The organism is Psychrosphaera aquimarina, assembly GCF_032461525.1.
Lineage (GTDB): Bacteria > Pseudomonadota > Gammaproteobacteria > Enterobacterales > Alteromonadaceae > Psychrosphaera > Psychrosphaera aquimarina.
Window position 1 is genome coordinate 19,428 of the sequence record NZ_JAWCUA010000003.1, and the last position, 20,381, is coordinate 39,808.

At 38.2% G+C, this 20,381-nt stretch carries 17 protein-coding genes; 3 read left to right on the top strand and 14 right to left on the bottom strand.

Features of this window, described 5'->3' with window-relative positions; genetic code table 11:
• Positions 1–50 precede the first annotated feature (50 nt).
• The 3 genes from iadA to RT723_RS03150 all read right to left on the bottom strand — a co-directional run bounded on the left by iadA (position 51) and on the right by RT723_RS03150 (position 5,750).
• Positions 51–1,220 (bottom strand): beta-aspartyl-peptidase, encoded by a 1,170-nt coding sequence (gene iadA / locus RT723_RS03140; protein ID WP_315945861.1) that lies wholly within the window; start codon positions 1,218–1,220, stop codon positions 51–53.
• Positions 1,221–1,228: 8 nt separating this feature from the next.
• Entirely contained in the window at positions 1,229–2,662 is a 1,434-nt protein-coding gene (yfcC, locus tag RT723_RS03145; protein WP_315946301.1) for a putative basic amino acid antiporter YfcC, read from the bottom strand.
• Positions 2,663–2,822: 160 nt separating this feature from the next.
• Positions 2,823–5,750 carry a TonB-dependent receptor domain-containing protein gene (locus tag RT723_RS03150; RefSeq protein WP_315945862.1) on the bottom strand — a complete coding sequence of 976 codons (2,928 nt, stop codon included), beginning with the start codon at positions 5,748–5,750 and terminating at the stop codon, positions 2,823–2,825.
• A gap of 405 nt (positions 5,751–6,155) precedes the next feature.
• Between RT723_RS03150 and RT723_RS03155 the strand changes: the two genes are divergently transcribed.
• Positions 6,156–7,919 carry a cyanophycinase gene (locus RT723_RS03155; RefSeq protein ID WP_315945863.1) on the top strand — a complete coding sequence of 588 codons (1,764 nt, stop codon included), beginning with the start codon at positions 6,156–6,158 and terminating at the stop codon, positions 7,917–7,919.
• A 100-nt stretch (positions 7,920–8,019) separates the two neighbouring features.
• On the opposite strand, the gene RT723_RS03160 is transcribed toward RT723_RS03155, so the two are convergent.
• The 11 genes from RT723_RS03160 to RT723_RS03210 form a co-directional block, all read right to left on the bottom strand.
• The gene (locus RT723_RS03160; protein ID WP_315945864.1) at positions 8,020–8,268 is read right to left on the bottom strand and encodes a DUF6868 family protein; all 249 of its coding nucleotides are present in this window, start codon (positions 8,266–8,268) and stop codon (positions 8,020–8,022) included.
• Between the two features lie 73 nt (positions 8,269–8,341).
• Positions 8,342–8,587 carry a Rho-binding antiterminator gene (locus RT723_RS03165; RefSeq protein WP_315945865.1) on the bottom strand — a complete coding sequence of 82 codons (246 nt, stop codon included), beginning with the start codon at positions 8,585–8,587 and terminating at the stop codon, positions 8,342–8,344.
• 134 nt (positions 8,588–8,721) lie between these two features.
• Entirely contained in the window at positions 8,722–9,294 is a 573-nt protein-coding gene (locus tag RT723_RS03170) for a response regulator transcription factor (RefSeq protein ID WP_315945866.1), read from the bottom strand.
• Positions 9,287–10,555: a sensor histidine kinase gene (locus RT723_RS03175; protein ID WP_315945867.1), complete on the bottom strand. Its 1,269-nt coding sequence runs from the start codon at positions 10,553–10,555 to the stop codon at positions 9,287–9,289. Before RT723_RS03175 ends, RT723_RS03170 begins: the two co-directional genes overlap by 8 nt.
• Before the next feature lie 32 nt (positions 10,556–10,587).
• Positions 10,588–11,733, bottom strand: coding sequence for a hypothetical protein (locus tag RT723_RS03180; RefSeq protein ID WP_315945868.1), 1,146 nt, complete (start codon positions 11,731–11,733; stop codon positions 10,588–10,590).
• Between the two features lie 64 nt (positions 11,734–11,797).
• A complete protein-coding gene (locus tag RT723_RS03185; RefSeq protein WP_315945869.1) occupies positions 11,798–12,037 on the bottom strand; it encodes a hypothetical protein in 240 nt (79 codons plus the stop codon).
• 11 nt (positions 12,038–12,048) lie between these two features.
• A complete protein-coding gene (locus RT723_RS03190) occupies positions 12,049–12,987 on the bottom strand; it encodes a cytochrome c peroxidase (RefSeq protein WP_315945870.1) in 939 nt (312 codons plus the stop codon).
• 53 nt (positions 12,988–13,040) lie between these two features.
• Positions 13,041–14,033 (bottom strand): MbnP family copper-binding protein, encoded by a 993-nt coding sequence (locus RT723_RS03195; protein WP_315945871.1) that lies wholly within the window; start codon positions 14,031–14,033, stop codon positions 13,041–13,043.
• Positions 14,034–14,234: 201 nt separating this feature from the next.
• On the bottom strand, positions 14,235–14,630 hold the full coding sequence (locus RT723_RS03200) for a DUF2391 family protein (RefSeq protein ID WP_315945872.1): 396 nt from the start codon (positions 14,628–14,630) through the stop codon (positions 14,235–14,237).
• Between the two features lie 38 nt (positions 14,631–14,668).
• Complete coding sequence (locus RT723_RS03205) at positions 14,669–15,538, bottom strand: hypothetical protein (protein ID WP_315945873.1); 870 nt, start codon at positions 15,536–15,538, stop codon at positions 14,669–14,671.
• A 49-nt stretch (positions 15,539–15,587) separates the two neighbouring features.
• Positions 15,588–17,810 (bottom strand): CHASE2 domain-containing protein, encoded by a 2,223-nt coding sequence (locus tag RT723_RS03210; protein ID WP_315945874.1) that lies wholly within the window; start codon positions 17,808–17,810, stop codon positions 15,588–15,590.
• 205 nt (positions 17,811–18,015) lie between these two features.
• Here RT723_RS03210 and RT723_RS03215 point away from each other — a divergent pair, with 205 nt between their 5' ends.
• Positions 18,016–19,014: a GGDEF domain-containing protein gene (locus tag RT723_RS03215; protein WP_315945875.1), complete on the top strand. Its 999-nt coding sequence runs from the start codon at positions 18,016–18,018 to the stop codon at positions 19,012–19,014.
• Positions 19,015–19,224: 210 nt separating this feature from the next.
• Entirely contained in the window at positions 19,225–20,373 is a 1,149-nt protein-coding gene (locus RT723_RS03220; RefSeq protein WP_315945876.1) for a methyl-accepting chemotaxis protein, read from the top strand.
• The last annotated feature ends 8 nt before the right edge of the window (positions 20,374–20,381 follow it).

Below are 20,381 nucleotides of genomic sequence, written 5' to 3' on the forward strand. Positions count from 1 at the left end.
CGTGGGTTTTTAATCATACTATCTACTTCAGTATTAAGATTTGGTTTAAATTAACTACGACCAAAGGGTAGATCAATTTCCAACGCTATTTCATTTACCACTTGCACACCAAGTGCAAAAACACTTTCAATGGTCAAGGTTGTTTTATTAAGTAAAACAACGTCGGCATCAGAACCTATTGTTATTTTACCTTTATTTAGCTTAAGGATATCAGCGGGAGAGCTGGTTATTGAGCGTAAAGCAATATCAAATGGTACTTGGTATTTTATAACGGCATCCACCATAGATTGATGTAAACTTTTGACTTCACCTACTTGTAAATTGGTCAAATTACCCTGTTCATCAAACGCAGGTAAACTGGCATTTCCGTCACTACTCATAGTCAGTTGTTTGATATCAACACCACTTTGCAGTGCTAAAGCTAACGCTTCGGCGGCTGGAACTTCACCCTGTTCAATAATTTGTTCTGTAGTGCTTGTGGTAAAATCAATTACACCGCCTTTTTTGGCATATTCTATCCCCGATTTTAATAATGAGCCACTTCGGTTAATGTGGGTCGGATAAAACTGGCTAATAGGTATGTCTGACTGCTCAACAACATCTAATAGTAAATTTAATTTGCCCGACTCATCACCTACATGAATACTTACGATACCGCTCTTACCCGATAACATTCCAGCGACTCGAGATTCTGAAGCGACTCTAGCCAACTCTTCTACCGTTAACTGTGAGCTGCGATGATCGGCAATGGCAACTTCTCCAACACCGATAAATTTTTCGATAAACATAATGTCGCGTTTAACCGAGCTCATTAAATTTACCATTGGATAATGATACGATCCCGTATAACAATAAACGGTTAAACCTTGTTCTTGTAAGCCATAGGCTTTAGCCAGCAAATTTTCAAGACTCCGAGATTCCGCATCTGTACCTAACACACCAATAACAGTAGTAATTCCACCATAAAATGCATCTTCTGCACCCATTTCCGGAGTTCTTGTTGCGTATCCACCTTCCCCACCGCCACCTGTAATATGGACCAGAGAATCAACAAACCCTGGTGCTAATATTTGTCCAGTTGCATCAATAACTTCAACAAGTTTATGTTCAAAATGTGATAAATCATCTGCAATAGCGACAATTTTACCACCAGCGATCAGTACATCTTTTTTTCCTAATGATTCAGGTGAATATACGTCTGCGCTTTTAATAAGCTTCATAACAATCCCTACGTTAAATTTAGCTGTACAGCTAAAACAATAAATAACATTGCAGTCACAGCTAACACCAGCATGAAACGCCAAATAAATTTTGCCCAAATTAACCAATCAATATTGGTCACACCAAGGCAACCGATTAACGCTGCAGATGTAGGTATAATAATATTGGTTAAACCATCACCTAGTTGAAATGCGATAACCGCTATTTGCCTAGATAAATTTAGAATATCCGCTAGTGGAGCCATAATCGGCATTGTCAATGCTGCTTGACCAGAGCCTGATGCAATAAAAAAGTTAAATATGGACTGGAATACAAACATCAAAACGGCTGAAACTGTTTCTGGCAAACTTGATAAAAACAGACCTGTATAATGCAAAACTGTATTTAATACCGAAGGTTCACTTGCTTGATCGCCACCTAAAATAATCACAATACCTTTAGCCATGCCTACAATCATAGCTGCGGGAAGTAAATCTTTTGCCCCATTTTTAAATGCATCCGCGACGTCATTAACACTTAGTCGTTTACCTACAATAGCTACTACGCCAATAACACAACCTAAAGTGAAAAATTGACTGGCTAATTCAGGAATATAATAACCTCTTGCTACTACCCCCCAAATAACCCAAATAATACCAATTAAGAATACACTCAAAAGCACACTATCTAGAAAAGTAAATCGGCTTTTTTCGCCTTGTTCCTGTTCAGTTACAACTTCTGAACTTGACACTGGAAGGGACTTAATTCGACTTGCATAACGCATAGTGAAAATAAGACCTACCGTGGTAAATACTAACCACATTACCAATCTAAATTCTAAACCTGACATCAGTGGTAAACCTGCGATTCCTTGTGCAATTGCAACACTAAACGGGTTCATCCAAGAAGTAGCAAAGCCTATTTGAGTCGCAACGTAAGTCACCAATACAGTAATAATTCCGTCATACCCTATCGCTTTCATCAGAGGCAGTAAAACAATGCAGAATGCTATTGCCTCTTCCCCCATACCAAAAATAGCCCCCGCAAATGAGAACAAAACGAATAGAATTGGAATAAAAGCAATTTCAAAGCGTTTAGTTTTGTCTATTAATGCCAAAATTCCATTGTCTACAGCGTGCGTTTTCATGATAATGCCAAACGCCCCTCCTGTGAGAATGATAAACATCATCACCCCAATAGCAGAGCCCCATTTATCACCAGAAACCATGCCTTCAAATGCAAAGTTTAGAAATCCAATATTGCCTCCCTCAGCAAATAATGGAACACCACTTTGCTGTTCTGCAAATTGGAAACTATCCGCAATTAATGTCGATTGATTCGTGGTTGGGTCTACGGCTACTTGATAAAAACCTGCTGGTATAAAATGTGTCGATATGGCAGCTAACATCACAACAAAAAATAAAATAACAAACGCATCCGGCATTGATCTTTTATTCAACATATCTGCAGATTTTTCACCTATATTGGTTGAACTGTCTTTGATGACATCTTGTTTTAATTTATCAATATTCATCGTAATTCAACTTACTCTATACATAAAAAAATAGTGGAAATAATTAACCATGCAAAGCGTTGCTTTGCATGGTTGATTCATGATGGAACTAAAAGAAATAAGTTAGAGAAGCGCGATAATTTGCTCCCAAGGCATCATGATTAATCGAGTCAAAACCTCTTGAGGAACCATAAGCGACTGGTGGGTTTTCATCAAACATGTTGTTAATGGTTAAATTAACATTCATATTTTCAAAGTCATAACCCAAGTTCAAACGTACTGTCGTCCACGCTTCAACGTCTCGTTGGTTTTCTTCATTAATTAAACCTAAATCCGATAATTCCGCTATTTGGCGGCCATTTAAGCCATCAGTATCGTCACTATAACTGCTCGTGTAGTTTAACGTTACGCTCGAATAAAACGCCCCTGTCGACCATGCTACTTTTGCACTAGCGATATCTTGTGGATAACGCCAAGTACCTATTAATTGTTCAATTTCTTCAGAACCAGCTTTATTTCGATCAAACTCAATATAATGAGTAGCATCGATATTTAAACTAATTTCGCCGTCAGTAAGGCTAATATAATGAACAAAAGCTAAGTCAATGCCAGAAACCGTTTGTTTACCGGTATTTTCTAATTGAATAATATGATCACGGTATAAAGGTAATTCTGCATAACGTGGTGAGTCAAATGCAACCCATTCATTTAATATTTCACCAAGGTTTGCCCCTGAATCTTCAATTGTTAAACCACTAGAGTCGGTAACCAAACATAGGTCTTCTTCATATGAAATACCAACCTGGCCATTAGGTACTAATCCACAATGGCGCAAAGACGCATCACTAATGGCATCTGACAATACTCTTGTCATATCAGTATCGACAAGCTTTTCATGTTCAAATGACCAATAATCTACCGTTAATGTTGTATCTACAGTTGGGCTGAAAGCAAAACCTAGGCTAAGAGCTTCTGACTCTTCAGCTTGTAAATTAGCATTACCTAATTCAAGTACATTTGGACTACGTTGATCACCAAAACCTTCACAATATAAATCAGCTACAGATTGATTTGCACCACAATCATATGTTGCAGTGGTTGTTCTTAATTTAACCCCTGCTTGAGTTAAAGAAGGCGCTCTAAAGGAAGTTGACCAAGAAGCTCTTAAAATAAGTTCTTCTAATGGGCGATAACTAATGCCTACTTTAGGATTAAAACTATCACCAAAATCATCGTAATTATCGTATCGACCAGCTAATTGCAGCTCTAACTGATCATTTAACGGTACATAAAATTCAGAAAAAGCTCCCCATTGTAGGCGTTCAGCTTCTGATAAACTGGAACCAAATCCAAATACGTCAACTAAGTATCCATTTTCAGCACGCGCTTGAGAATTTAAAGAAGGTGTATCAGTAATGCTCTCTTTACGTACATCCATGCCAAACGCCGCACTAACAAACTCATCATTAAGTTCAAATAACTCGCCTGATATACGTGCATCCCAGCCATATACTGTGCTTTCCCCATCTCGGGTTGGTACTTCCTGAGTTTGTTCTAAGATAGCGTTATTAGCTGTATTACCTTCTAAAAAAGGATTATACATAGCCAGTAGTTCACCCGAGTTACAAGCTAAGTTGCCGCTTGTTCCATCGTAATTAGCTATCTCACCAGATGAGCAAAGCTCACCAGCTAAAGCGGCATGATATTTATAACGATTATATATTCCAGCGATAGCCTGTTGTTCTGATTCTGATTTAGACAATGTAACGGCACTATCCCAATCCCACTCACCTAAAGAACCAGACAATTCAGATACAAATCGAATTGCATCAGTGGTAACTTCAACAGTACGAGGTGAAGCAAAACGAGCGTCAAACTGAAACCCCCACAATTCCCTTCCAGCTATTGTATCAAAAGGGTCTATGTACATTTGATCCAGTAAATCATCACGAACTTCATCACTAAATGCATTCAGTGCGGTTTCATCTACCCAAGGGCCATCACTATCATCTAATTGATTAATAGGCGCAGGACTAGAAATGGCTACCGAGTTAGAGTGCGAATAGAAAAAATCAGTATTCCACGTAATATCACCGATATCTTTTGTAAAAACAAAGCCTGCAGAACTAGAGCTTAATTCACTGTTTAACATGTCATCTTCATTTCGATAATATGCACAAATTTCTTCGCCATACTCTGTAGTTACGAAGTCTGTTTTACAATTAGGATTACCAATTTCATTACCAGTACGGGCAGAATAGTAATAAATATTAGGGGTGTTTTTAGGCAAATATGAATAAGCGCTTTCCAGTAACGGATCCTTGGTAAACGCCCTATCCTGTGCACTAAATGCGCTTCGGTCAAAATAATCAACAAACGCCGTTAAATTACCGCCTCCAATTTCAGTTCCAACCACAAAGTTAATGTTCACTTTTCCATTGTCGGAAGCATTAAAACTATTGCCATAAGAAGTGTTTAATTCTGCGCCCTTATAATCTTTCTTGAGAATATAATTAATAACCCCTGCTACCGCATCAGCACCATATATGGCAGATGCTCCAGTTGCTAAAACTTCTATTTTTTCAATAGCGGCTAATGGAATCGTATTTATATCAACGAAGTTTTGTGTCCCCGATGCAAAAGAACTCGCTGCTATTCGTCGGCCATTAATCAACGTTAGGGTAGACGATGGCCCTAACCCCCTAAGTGAAGCTGCAGCTTGACCTGCGGGAGTCGATGTTGATGTAGCACCACTTTCACTGGTGGAAAACGAACCTTCACCGCCACGGGTCTGACCAAGTTGTTTCATCAACTCTGAGACACTCGATGCACCAGATTTACGAATCGCTTCAGCGTCTAGTATTATTAGAGGTTGCATCCCTTCTAAATCAACGCCTTTAATTTGGCTGCCGGTGACGGTGATTTTTTCAATTTTTTGTTTATCGGTTGATGTTTCATCTGCAGCTAAGGCTACATTGTTAATAGAAAGTGCAGTACAAATTGTTATAGCAAGATATGATTGATTAAAAACTTTCATAGTATAATTCACTGATTTTTATAGAAAAATTAGTAGCAAAGAAACAGATGCCATAGGCGAAACTGAATTCACAATGCCAGATATAAAATATATTGAAGTTTTTGGTGGGTAGAAAAACGAGACCTAACCGCCAGAAAACAAACGAATTGTTTTCTAGTGTTTACTCGTCAAACCACTCCGAAAGGTAGAAGTTTGAATAAGTATATGTTGTAAGCGAGAATGCTTTCTTGTACATATATAAATGTCTTTTTAGTTGTCTAGCGTTTCATTAAAAAGTTTGTTTGCCGCAAACTTTTGTCAATATTCATTATTAGAAATACCGCTGTATTAATTAGTTGTCAACCGTATTTTTTAATTTAATTTAAGTTTGTTTTTGCCGAACAAGCTTCTGGGGAATATATAAAAATGAAACAATATGCACCAATACTGCTGATATTTGCTCTAATATCAGCACCTTCTTACGCCAAATACAACAACAACGACAGTGCTATTTATCTAGTTGGCGGGGGGCTTAAAACATGTAGTTCCATGTCAAAGAAAAACTGCACCAGTACAAAAAAAGAACAAATATCCAAACTGGCAGGTGTTAAATTTAATAACCTTTATGCGATTAATAATCTAAATATTCAACAAATCGATCGCGTTTGGACTGACCAATTTGGTCCCTCAAATAAATATGCATTAATTAAATTGCTTCGGAAATCATCAGAACTTATTAACAACAAAGTTCCACTTTCTGAGTTAAAACGTATTCTTAAAAACAATGATCATGATGATCTTATATATAAAATGAGCGACCCTGAGTATTACGCTCTTTTGGATTTATTAGAACAACCTGTGATAAACGAAGAGACCGGAGAAAGGCTGAAAGAGTATGTCGCCTTATTAGATTCCACTAACTATTTCTCAACTAATATTTATCAACAATTTGTTGCTCAAGCTAAGGCTAAACTTGGCCATAACAAACCAAACATTGTGGTATTAACCGCTTCAGCCAGAGATCCATTTGAAGCTGCTGATTTCTATCAATCCGCATTTGAGCAAGCTGGTGCAAATGCTATATGGCTTCCATTAGATGCGACCTTAAATAAATTGATGTCGACCAAAGGTAACCGAGACAGTATTTGTAAGGACATAAATCAAGTTCGTTCTGACATTCAAGGGTCCTTTAACAGGGAGTATGTTTATCCAGATTTAGCGCAAAAACAATTTCAAGCATGCTTAAATCCAGACGCGATTATATCAACGATTCAAGATGCTGATGGACTGTTTATCAATGGCGGCGATCAATCATTAACTCTACAGGCATTTATTAATGCTGATGGTAGCGACAGTCAAATATTACATATCATTAAACAAAAATTACAAACTGAGCATTTTGTTATTGGCGGGACGAGCGCTGGTACAGCAGTCATGTCTGGCGATGATAAAACAATGAAAGTGCCTATGATCACCAATGGACAAAGTAATACAGCATTAGTCCGTGGTGCCAAAAAAGATGTTTTACCTGTTGCAGGATGTCATAAGTCAGCGTCCTGCAAAAAAGGAGTACATCCAGACGATTTAACTTACCGAGCAAAAGGAGGACTAGGCCTTTTTCATTGGGGAGTGTTAGATACTCACTTTTCAGAACGCGGAAGACAAGGCCGTTTAGCTCAATTATTAATTGATACCAACACCAAATACGGATTGGGTGTTGATGAAGCAACTGCATTAGTAGTAACTAATGTAAATAAGCAAAAAGCAACATTCAACGTCATTGGTCAAGGAGGTGTATTTATCATTGAAAACTCAGGAATGAATAACCAAACCAATTCTGTATTTACTCATTACATAAGTTATGGGGACACTGTCGAGGTCAATGGAAGTCAACTCGATATTACACTGGCTGATTGGAAATCCATTGCGGCTAAAAACGAACTTCCGGCTCAAAACATTGATAAGATATTTGATAGAAGTCGATATAAATCAACCGCAGAATTACTTTGTAGAACTAACTCTAAACGGGTTAATGCAAATGATAAATGGGATAACAATTTAATAAATATTGAAATTTCAAAAACCGAAAATTCAGTAAATGGTTATGGTGCCATAAAGGTAGAGGGTAACATCACAGAATATTGTTCTTATAAATCCTACAAATTGTCCTTTAACACAGAAATAAAGTAAACAAGGTTAACTGGCAATTTTAATAGGCGTTGGGCAGGTTATAAATAAACCGGCCCTTGATTAAGCACACTATTCATCATAGTTTTAGGTCTACAAACAATTAATTACCCATTACTTTTAATGCTAAATACGGCGCGACCATAAACACTACAGTCACAATCTTATAGTTACTTAAGAAGTTAAAATACTTCGTACTTAAGTCCGTTTCATCTAAACCGAACAACTTGCTGTGAATGGAAAAAATATAACCTCGCATAAACACCAACGCCAATGTGGCTATCGATAAATAGGCTATATTAATCACAGAAGCCCAGCCTAAAAACTCCGTTAATTGTGCCATTGTCATCATAGTAAAATATCCTTTTGAGTCATATTTAAATTCATGTCACTAGCCACTGATACTAGTCTATTAAAGCCAGTCGTTAAGTAAAAGTTATCTGTTTAAAATGCGGATTCTCAATTCCAACTTCTAATATGGCAATACTAGCCAAAGTTATTAATGTTTCTATATCATCAATATCCACTTTAATGCATTCTTGACGATCAGCATTGTATTGAGTATCAAGGGCAATGCCCTCAATAATCAGTCCCGTCTTCAATGTTATGTTAACCGGATATCGATACATACAAACTATCTCAACATAGTCATATTCATTACAACTTATCATCAATGTTCACCTGTCATATGCCCTAATAATAATTAGTTCTTCTTTTAATATTATACTGAGCTTTTAACTGAAGCGTTTCGAGTTTCGAGTTTCGAAAAAATGAAAATAAGAACGAGTAACAGAAAAGGGGTTAGTTAATTGGCTTGTGGTTTTTTGGCTAACTTACGTTGAAGTGTTCGGCGGTGCATTCCAAGCTGTCTGGCCGTTTCAGATATATTGCCTTGGTTCACTTTTAACACTTGTTGAATATGCTCCCACTCCATACGGGCAGGCGACATACTAGTTTCGATATTGAGCTTGCCTTTACTAGTATTTTTATTGTCGCTATTCACCTCACCTTGTAAGGTAGCCAGTAAACTTGCGCCATCAATTGGTTTAGATAAATAGTCATCCGCGCCTGACTTTATCGACTCTACTGCCGTCGCTATGCTGGCATAACCGGTTAACAAGATAATGCGGCTATTGGGTAATAACTGTCTTAATTGGGGCAAGATATGAATGCCATTGTCATCACCCACTTTCATATCTAATAGTACATATTCAGGGCTTATTTTTTCAGCGAACTCAAGACCGGACTGCGTAGTGTGGGTAATATCAACTTGATAATCATGCCTTTCTAATCTGCGCGCTAGTGCAGCCGCGAAGCTCTCATCATCTTCAATGATCAACAATTTTTTATTAATAGGCTCCGCCATCAAATCAGACATTATCCAACTCCGGTTGTGCAGCTAATAGAGGTAATATGACTTCCGCAACTGCCCCGCCTTGTTGATGATTATATAGTTTTAACTGACCACCTAATTTATCAAGTGTCACATGGGATAAAAATACCCCCATACCTAAACCATGTTTGCTGTCCACCAGTTCACTACCCAACTGTAATAATGTGTCGTTTGCAAAGCCAACACCGTGATCACGGATACTGATCACAATCGTGTTATTAGCTATGTGTGGAGCAACGGTTATCTCAATGTGGAAGTCATTCGGGTTGTCAGTGTTACTGGCCAGTACCGCATTTTGTATCAGGTTTAACAAAGCGGGCATTAAAATAGGAGCCACCATTAACGACAAATTAGCTAGCTCGCCAACCTGCCAAATGACCTTAGTGCTAGGAAAACTCAACTGCACTTCTTGGCGTAAGTCGTTAATAAACGCTTGCGAGCCTAAGCTTTGTTTTGAGTTGTTTTTTACTTGTTCTGCCATAGCTCTAAAGTCATCTAAATGGCGTCTACATACACTTAGCTCTTGGTCTAACTGATTAAACAAAGATTCATCATAGGTTTGAATATCTTGTAATTCTTCCGAAATTAAATGCACGGTACCTAAAGGCGTGGCTAATCGGTGGGCAAATTGTGCGGCGGCGGCGCCTAAAGATAACAACTGCTCTTGGCGTAATTGATCTTCACGTTGTTTACTCACCAATTTTTCTTGTTTGTTCACGGCCTTGATCAATGAGGCTACAACTAACACCACCACAAAGGCAGACAATAAAAAATTAAGCCACATACCAAATAAGTGCTGTTCCATATTCATGTGGTGTAAGTCATGAGGGCTTAAGGTTAACAATAAACTTGAATAAGCGCTCATCGCCAACAATGTCACCACCAATAACAGGTGTTTAGGTAACGTGACGGAAGCTATTGCTATGGGCAATAACAGCAGTGATACAAACGGATTAGATGCCCCTCCACTAAAATACAACAAAGCCGTTAAAAACAAGATGTCCATCACAACTTGAATAAAGTAGGCATTAATACTGACATTTCGATTGGTGCGGTACAGGTAAACAAACATCACATTTAATGCTGTTTCTAATGCCACTATGGCGTATAAAGTTAAAAAGGGTAATTCAGATTGGATCCAAAATTGGGATAATAAAATAGCAATCAGCTGCAGAACGATGAAAGAAAATCTCGCTTTTACGATTGGCCTAATCTGCTGACTGCTTTTTATGGTTTTGCTCTGCATCGACACTGCGCTTTTGTATTAAGTTAGCGGATTTATAACAGTTTATGTTGCCAAATCAAACCTAAAGACCAGTATTGTTGCGTTTTGTCTAATCCATCTTGGTATGACTGAGTTTTGTCGCTGACCGATTCAATGCGTAAAGTGAAATTAGCATTCCACTGCCAATGGTACCCAAACATTAACCTTTGTGGTTCAAAGCCTTGGTTGTACAAACCTTGTTGTTCGATTAACGAGGTACTGGCATCAGTAAACTTATTGTTGATAGCCAAATATTCTTGCTGGACAAAAAACTTATGGGTTTGGTAGTTGAGCCCTAACATGAAGCGATAGCCGTCTAAAGTTTGATCTATACCTGCACTTTGTGTTGTGTCTTCTATTTTTCCATCTTGCTCACTGTGCATCCATTCCCATTGAGCTAACCATAAAAAGTCGTCATTTACTTGCTGAGATAACAATACATAACTACCAGCCATGGCAACATCACCGGTGAAACGGACATCAGGCGCCGTGATTGTAGTCGCAGAATGACTATGGCCGCTGTCGTAACGACTGTCTATACGTTGTGCAGCTTTGCCTGCAGAGTACCAACTCGCCACGTCGGTTTTAACGCCGTAAATAAAACCATGATAACGAACAAAACCTGCAACGTTGCCTTTGCTTGAGCTGGTTGGCCAACTATCGCCATTCCATGCTTCTAATCCCACTTCAAGTTCATGCCAATACCAGTTTGCTTTTACGCCGGTATCTTTATGATGACCACCAAAAAATACTTCAGCTAATAGAGGTTTAGTATTAAATTCATCTTGTGAGGAGTGGTAATTAGCGGTGGGAGTTATATCTGTCGCCGTCTTGCCCACATCAATTTTTAAAATGCTGTTTTCAAATTTAAAGTATTTACCAAACCAATAGTTTTCCAGCTCTAATTCACCTTCTCCTTGATGTTGATGAAATCCAATTTTGCTGCCTAAGTAGTAATCATCTTCTAGGTTAAGGCGGCCAAATAATTGTAAATCATTAATGGCAGTCCCAGAAGGTTGGGGGGTGGACTCACCTCCTAACATAACGCCAGGAATTAACCATGCTTGATCATTTGCCACTATCGATGTGTTTTGCACACCCATTGCGCTTTTTAACAATAATTGTGATGGCATATCAATAAAGCTTGGTTCATGTGACATAACCGTCGAAACCGACAGCAAACTTGTAGCTAATATTATATAGGGGGTAATTTTTCGCATGGGATCATTCTTCAAAAGGGTTGGAAAATTTGGGTGACGTAATAAACTCTTCATCGGTAAGAGACTCTAAAAATGCGATAACCGCATCAATTTCTTCATCGGTCGCGTCGAACCCCTGAATTAAACCTGACTTAAGTGGACTTAAACGTCCGTCCCCCGCATTAATACCGGACTCAGTTAAACTACCACCTCTCGCATAATGCTCTATGACTTCCCGTAACGTTGCGATACTGCCATCGTGCATATAAGGTGCGGTTAACTCGATATTCCGTAAGCTTTGCGGCCTAAAAAGCCTTTATCTGCAGGATTAAGTGATAAATCATACAAACCTTGATCATCACTTGGGTAACTGCCATCTCCGCTTACATTATACAAACCATTATTAAAAAATGGGAACTGGATGGCATCACTGGCGGTATTGGCGTCTCGGTAAGAAGATGAAAAATTAATGCCTGAATGACAATGGAAACATTCAAACTTTTCACCATTAAATAACTGAAAACCCGTGATCTGTTGCTGAGTTAACGCTGACTTATCACCCGCTAAATATTGATCGTATGGGCTAGATGCACTGATCATCGTTCTGACAAAACTCGCCAATGAAAATATGATCTTATTCATTGTGATATTTGAATCACTATCTGGAAACGCAATAGCAAACATTTCTACATATTGAGGGTCTTGTTCAAACCGTAATAAAACTTCATCGAGCTTTGCATCTGTGACCCCTAGCTCTATTGGGTTATCAGCTCGAATTGGTACATTTAACTGATCTTCAAGTTCTAAAAAGCCATCATTACTCCAGGTTAAAGTGGAGTGATAAATAACATTGGCTAAGCCTTGGCTGTTTCTGACCAACTGATGACCGGTTGAACCTAACGGTTGTGCAATACCGTCGGCAAACGCTAATGATTGGTTATGACATGACGCACAAGATTGTACTTGGTTGGCAGAGAGCTTTGGGTCGTAAAATAAAAAACGTCCCAGTTGGATTTTGGCATTAGTTAACGGGTTAAAATCTGGAATCGCTGGTGTGGGCATATGATCAGGAAGATCTAATATCTCTCTGACTGACCGATTGTCACTACTGGTTTCAATGATGGTACTTGAATCTTGTTCGCATCCAGTTACACTAAACAATGCGGCACTCAACGACACAATACGTATTACCAAACCGATTTTTAAAGTTCTCAAGATAGTGATTCTTTTTAATTAAAATAAAGGGGCCTGAGCCCCAATAGGAAGACTTATTTAAGCGTAACAACCTTGTTACCACTGACCGTAGCGCTGCCATCTTCTGTGGCTAAACCGAGGTTATTGAATATTGGACCGCAGTCTGCCTGCATATCCGGGCTTGTTGAGTGACATGTCACAGATGGTGCGTCCATGGTCATTTCATCGTCATTTTCTGCCGTCGCACTGTGACTTCCATGCCCACTCATGGACGCTGAAAACGCTAAGTCAGCAAGTAAGTTGTCAATATCGATGACAACTTGATTGATATTAGGATCAAAATTATTGAGTTCGACTTTGGCGGTATTAACAAAATCACAACGTTCTTTGTTTTCTAACGCTAATAGACCACCATCATCACCACAACCTCGGCTCCCAATATGTAAATATCCTTCACCTTTCGAGCCCATCATACTCTCAATGGCAAAGTTCATTACAAAATGACGATATCCTGAAGCCCAAGACCAATACATTTCATTTAATGGCGATGGCGCATCTTCAGCACTTTGGGTCGTAATAACCTCTTTCATAACGGCTTGAGGGACACCTAAGTCAAATGTCACTTTGTTAACACCTATGTCTAACATCATGCCTGTTATCATTTTATTCGTTCTAGCGGTACCTTCACCATTAGCGATAGCATCCGAGGCACAACTGCCCGTGCTGTTGCTGGTTAAATCGATTAGACCGACAAAACCTTTATCATGATTTAACTGAAACTCGTTGTCATTAAACGCCATTTCAATTTCAGCGCCGTATTGATCATAAAATGCTAGATTACTAACGTAAAAACGTAAATCACTCACACCAATAGAATAATGCCCTTCCGTTCCAAAACCAGACAATACAGTGTCACAACTTACTTCTTCTGACCCACTCATGGCCGTGAAATTTAACGAAAACTCCGTCATCGAGGTTTCATTTTCCATGTCACTACTGCATGCGTTTAACATAAAAACAGTCGCTAATGACAATAAACTCACTTTGCTTTTAGAACTCAATTTCATAATATTCTCTGGTATTTGTTTAATATAAAATAAACATTTATGCGGACTAACAACTCGTAATCTGGTTACTTGGCAATTAGTCCAACTTGATGATCGTATTATGATTTTTATCTAACTAGGACTCAATGCGACAAATTGTCGCACCTAAATAGAAGTGACGTTTTTATTAGTGTTATTTTGTATGTTGAGTATTAACTGTGTTCACTCTTTATCTAAACTGTCTACCACAATGGCGCCCATAGACGCAGGCATTGTAATCACCACTATGCGATTTAATGAGGTCATGGGGTCTTCAAATAAAGGCAATTTATCCAAGCAGAATAATACTAATGCAACCACAAACGCAGTGATGATATAAGCAATCACAATACGAAACACAAAAGCAGTTTTACGTGTTGTTATATTCTTTTGAAACACACTTTGATAAGTAAACAAACCAAGAAATAAAACCGATAAACCAAACAACATAAACAAATTTATTAATGGTAAAGTCTCACCTAACTTCCACGCTTCTTCAGAAAATGAAATCGGCACAGCTAAAGCAAATGCACCTACAAATACTTGACTTGCGTCTTCTACGTTAAAGCTAAATTTCATTTTTTGGTTACTCTTAAAAAGTGAGATAGATAACGACTTCAATTAACGTTGTTATCAATATATTGCTCTACGTCCAACCATAATTCTTTGCGGTTTAATGGAACGTCGGGCGGCAAAAATGGATTATTTAATTCTATTAAACGTCTGTTTTTTAGATTTATCCTGGTAATGATGTCACCAAAATGTTGTTTAAATAGTGTGTTTAAACGGCCATCGTCAATGGCTAATTCGAGTCCATTTCTAATATCATTATGCAACTCCACATTTTGTTTACTTACATAAAAATAATAAGCTGTAGGGTAATGTAGAATAATATTTGGCTCTATGATTATCCCATGGTGTTTAAACCTGTGATACTCCCCTTCTACTTCCAACATGGAACGAGGGAAGTAATCAAACCTTTCCTTTTCTAACATGGTAAACAGGCCAAGAAACTTGCTCCCTTTTAGGACCTTAATACCATTACTTTCTAGAATTTTTGTATCTGACCAGGTGTATAACTGTCCTGCAATATGCTGCTTAAATTCAACGTCTGTCTGTTTTTGGAAAAACATGTCTTTATTTTTTTCTAAAATCAGTGGCACTCGCCAACCAAACAAACCTTTTAATAAAGGCAATCTTATAGGGTTTACTAATTCTTGCCGTTCTACGGTTGCACCGGCGGGGATAACATCTATCCCTTCATGATTGGCTATCAGTTTTAAAGCCCTTAATTTAGGTACATCAAAATTGATAAACTTAATTTGATATTGTTTTTCGGGTGCATAAGATAAAGCCAAGGAGAGTGCTTGGGTAAAATAGTCTGAGCGTTCTGCCCCTGACATCACAACGTCCTTCGCTTTTACTGGATGCGCGCTTAATAAAACTAATAATAGTGCAACAACCAATCCTATTATTCTAAATTTCATACATTACCTAGTTTAATGCCCCTAACTTATTCAACGTCGAACAAGGTCTCTATTTGGACGTATGGGTGAATGAACCGTCCCAATCCGCTTCTAATTCAACGTATTTAAGCTGTTCAATTCTTTCTATATATATCTGATATATCTTTCTGTTTGGATACTGACTTAACAAAGTTTTATAGGCCAAGTTAGCTTGGTCCCACTTTTGCGCCAAATATAAATGGTAAGCCACATCCAATTCTTTTAACTCTTGTTCTAATTCTGCAGTTAAATCTTTGCTTTCACATACAGGTTCAAAAATAGCTACCGCTTCTTCTTTCCCTTTTACTTTTACTTTATCCACAGGCCTAAATAAAATGTTAGGACATTGTGCTTTGGTGAATTCACTTACTAGAAACTCTAAACCATAAAACTTGGTTAAACTTTCCAATCGCGAGCCTAAATTTACCGCATCGCCCAGCACGGTATACGCTCGGCGGTACTCTGATCCCATATCACCAACGTTCATGTCACCGGTATTAATACCTATACCAACATAGATTGCTGGCCAATCTTTCTCCAAAAATTGTTGGCGTAATTCAGCGGTGATTTTTAACATATCAAAACCACCAATAACGGCATTTTCGGCATGGTTAGGGTCGTTTAGCGGCGCGCCCCAAAATGCCATAACCATGTCACCAACGTACTTATCAATTGTACCTTGATGTTCAAAAATGCTTTTTGTGATTGGTGAAAAATACTCGTTTAATAAGTCTTTTAAATCATTCGCCGATAACTTTTCAGAGATACTAGTGAAACTACGAATATCGGAAAACAACACCGACATTTCTTTACGTTCTCCCTCTAACGAAACACCGCTTGGGTCATTCAACATTTTGTCGATATGAGCAGGCGGGACATATTGGTCGAACATAGATTTAATCTTTTGTTTGTTACTGTTTTCAGCAAAAAAGCCTCTGGCTAAATTATAAAATGTTATAACGAGCACCAAGCCAAGTGGTTGAGTAACTGGCAGAGCGATTTTTTGGTCCCACATAAATAGGTTAAAACCAACAACAAACGCAAAAGATACCCCGCCAAGAATGGCCATATTCATAGGACCCAATAATGGCAAAGCAACGGACAAGATAATGCCCAGCAACAGTATCTGTATTAACAAGGCACCTTGCCACCAATCTGGGCGGTATGAAAATAGGTCCGTTTGTAAAATCCCCTCCAAAATATTCGCGTGAACTTCAACTCCTGGGTATTGCAGACCTACAGAAGTTGAACGTAAATCAGCCAACCCAACAGCAGAGGTACCGATAAAAGCGATGCCTCCTTCGAGCTCTTCAGAAGTTAAACTGCCATTTAACACGTCTGCGGCAGAGTAATATGGAAATGATTTTTGTCCTCCACGAAAAGGCACTAAAACACGACCATACTCATCCGTCGGTATTCTATTATTGCCAAATTTAACTGCGGTTATACTGTGATGGTCGGTATGCGGCAACTGAGTCGTTTCGAGATCTATTGTCTCAGATAGGTTATACAACCTTGCAGCTTCAAGCGCCAACGAAGGGTAAAACTGTCCGTTATGTTGAATTACCAAAGCGGCTCTTCGAATAAAACCATCGGGATCTGGCGCTGAATTGATAAATCCTTGTCCGTACGCCGCTTGTTGTAATACGTCTAAGTTAGCGAGTTGCCCAGGGAAGTTTAAGCTTTGTACTTGAACGGCTGATTTATCCAGTAAGTTTACGGTTGAGTCTTTTAGCTTACCTACTTGAACGGACGCTTCTTGTTGAAATAACACACCTAAGACGATATCCGTGTCACCTAACACTTGTGCCATTTGTGTATCTGCATCAAGTTCGTCCCGCAGTGCGCTTAATTGCTCGGCAGTAATGCCCGATAATCGTTGCCCTATATCAGTATTAAATACAGTGTCTAACGGATTTAATTCAGGTTCAGGGAAGATAACATCGAAGGCAATGACGACAACACCAGCATCAACCAAATTAGTGATAAGTTGTTTGATAGTATGTCGAGTCCAAGGAAAACGGCCGTAATCTTTGATCGCTTTTTCATCAATATCGACAACAAAAATATTATGGTCGGACTCTCGTACTTTTTCAGGCAATGTTGCGTTTAAACGAACGTCATAAATTATCCCTTCAATCCTATCTATTGTTGTTTTTATTATTGCGATGCTTGGATTTACTAGGGTCGCAAAAAGAATGGTCAAGATAAGACCAAGGACAATAGTATTGAGTTGTTTTTTTATTTTGTTCATTTAACGATTCCGCATCGTTATATTTGTGTCTTTACTATAATTGCCTCAACTCCATTTGCACAGTACTAATCCTATAAACCTATGTTTTTTTGGTTTAAATATGTATTATATCTCAACGTTTTCACTCATAACTTAGTTAGGTTATTATCTGAAATTAAACTACCTTTATCTTATTGAAAATAGTAAATACTTAGATGGAAATTAAGTGGCTAAAATCAAATTAACAACGGATGACAAAAACGCTATGCCTATCTCTATGCATAAAATTATTCATAGGTTGGCACTCGTTTTATTAATATGCGTGACACCATTTTCAATTGCCAATTTTGTGCAAGGTGACTTCTTAGTTGGTGGACTCATTTTTATTATTTGTTGCTGTATTTTTTATATCAGTTTTAACATGAACAGTCAGAGGCAATACAAGGGTAATATTGCTTTTTTTGTATTAATGCCAATTGCTTACTTTCTGATGTACAACCTACTTGTAGATAGAGGAATTATAGGAATTTTATGGTGTTTTCCGACATTAGTTGTTGTCAATTTCATCATGCAGCAACGCCAAGCCTTGATATCAAATACCTTACTTATCGTTATTCTTTCCCCAGAGATTTTAAGTCAATTTGATCCCTCGTTTGCTCTCAGAATATATGGCACGCTCATTACTGTAGGCGCCCTTTCCAGTTTATTTGTTAACGTGATTATGGATCAACAGAATAAATTACATAAATTAGCCATCACAGATCCGTTAACCGGACTGTTAAATCGCTTAACACTTGAAGAGCACATATCCCTAGCGATTGAGCAACACAATCGAACTGTCACACCAATGACATTAGCGAGTATTGACATCGATCACTTTAAGTTAATTAATGACCAACATGGCCATGATGTTGGTGATAAAGTCCTTATTAAAATCGCTGAATTATTAGAAACACGTACTCGCAACGTGGATAAAGTTTATCGATTAGGTGGGGAGGAGTTTTTAATCGTTTTATTTAATGCTAATTTGCAAAATGCACGGGCTTTTGCCAATAACGTTCAACAAGAGTTAAGCAAACTTGATTTTGAATATGATATCACCCCAACGTTAAGCATAGGGTTGGCGGAAGTTGATAAAGAAAAAACCTGGGAAGAATGGTTAAAACATGCGGATGAAAACCTTTATCAAGCGAAGGAAAGTGGCCGAAACCAAGTCATTAGTTAACACGATTATATTTAAATTACAGCCCATCCTCTTTTATATAGTTCTGCTCATAAAAAAAGCCAAACTAGAGCAAGATGATTAACTTTTGCACCATTTTAGTTCAATAAACACTCACGCCAATCGTCTTTTGTTTTAAATTTCAGCTAGTTATAAACTGGAATATATATTGAAGTAATTAAGCTCTTCAACGGACTTGAGTTTCAATATTAAATGTTAATCACTTTTACTTGGCCTGCTCGACAATTAATTAAATTTATCGGCTTTAACGCTTATATTTCCTCTTTATTGCTGCTTGTTTTTGCCTTTTTTCCTATATCCTTATCCACCAATATTAATATCCATCCAACACTCATTCCGCTCTATGCACTTATTACATTTTATCTGTGTTTATCTTTGGTTTTAATCTTATCTATGGAATTATCAAACTTTAAAGGGTTGTTAATTAATTTTGATGCTGAGTCGTTTGATTATCGTAAATTAACTATCCAAACTTTGCTGCCAGTTGACGCAATTGAACAATTTATGAATTCATACCGTGAGTTAAGTCGGGTTAATAACCAGCACCATGACAAACTCAGTGAGGTGGATTATTCAGCCTCTCAAGTGATTGACAAAGCACAAGCGGTGTCAGTCAATGTACAAAAACAATCTGACGCGACGAGTTCAACCGCAGCTGCAATTAATGAAATGAGTCACTCTTTAATTGAAGTTAATGATCGTATAAGCGATGTTCATGTTTCATCTAAACATGCAAATCAAGCCGCTCAAAGCGGACGTAATACTATCCTAGATTTAAAATCATCACTCGATGTCGTGTTAACTGAAGCTAAAGAAACACAACAAGACATCCAACGATTGGAACAATTAGCAACCATAGTATCTTCGACATCTGAGTCTATTCAAGGCATCGCTGATCAAACCAATTTATTAGCATTAAATGCATCTATTGAAGCAGCTCGAGCCGGAGAAATGGGAAGAGGTTTTGCCGTTGTCGCAGAGGAAGTGCGAGCATTAGCGCATCGAGCTAGAGATGCAGCTGATAGTATAGGTAATAACGTTAATACAGTATTAAGCCAAAGCAAAAAAATCGCCCAAAACATGTCCAATGTAGTCCAACAAACAACGCATTGTGAATCTCAATCTAGCTTGGTGGATGATGCTCTCGTCGACATATCAACAGCCACGGACCTAGTGCAGCAAAAAATGGAAAGTGTGTCGACTACCGCCGAACAACAAAGTGCCGCGACGCTTGAAATTTCACAACATATAGAACTCGTTGTACAAGGCGCTCGCGATAATGCGCAAATTGTGAAAGAAACGGAAATCGTTGCTGGGCATTTAAAGATGTTAACTCAATAAAATAGCGA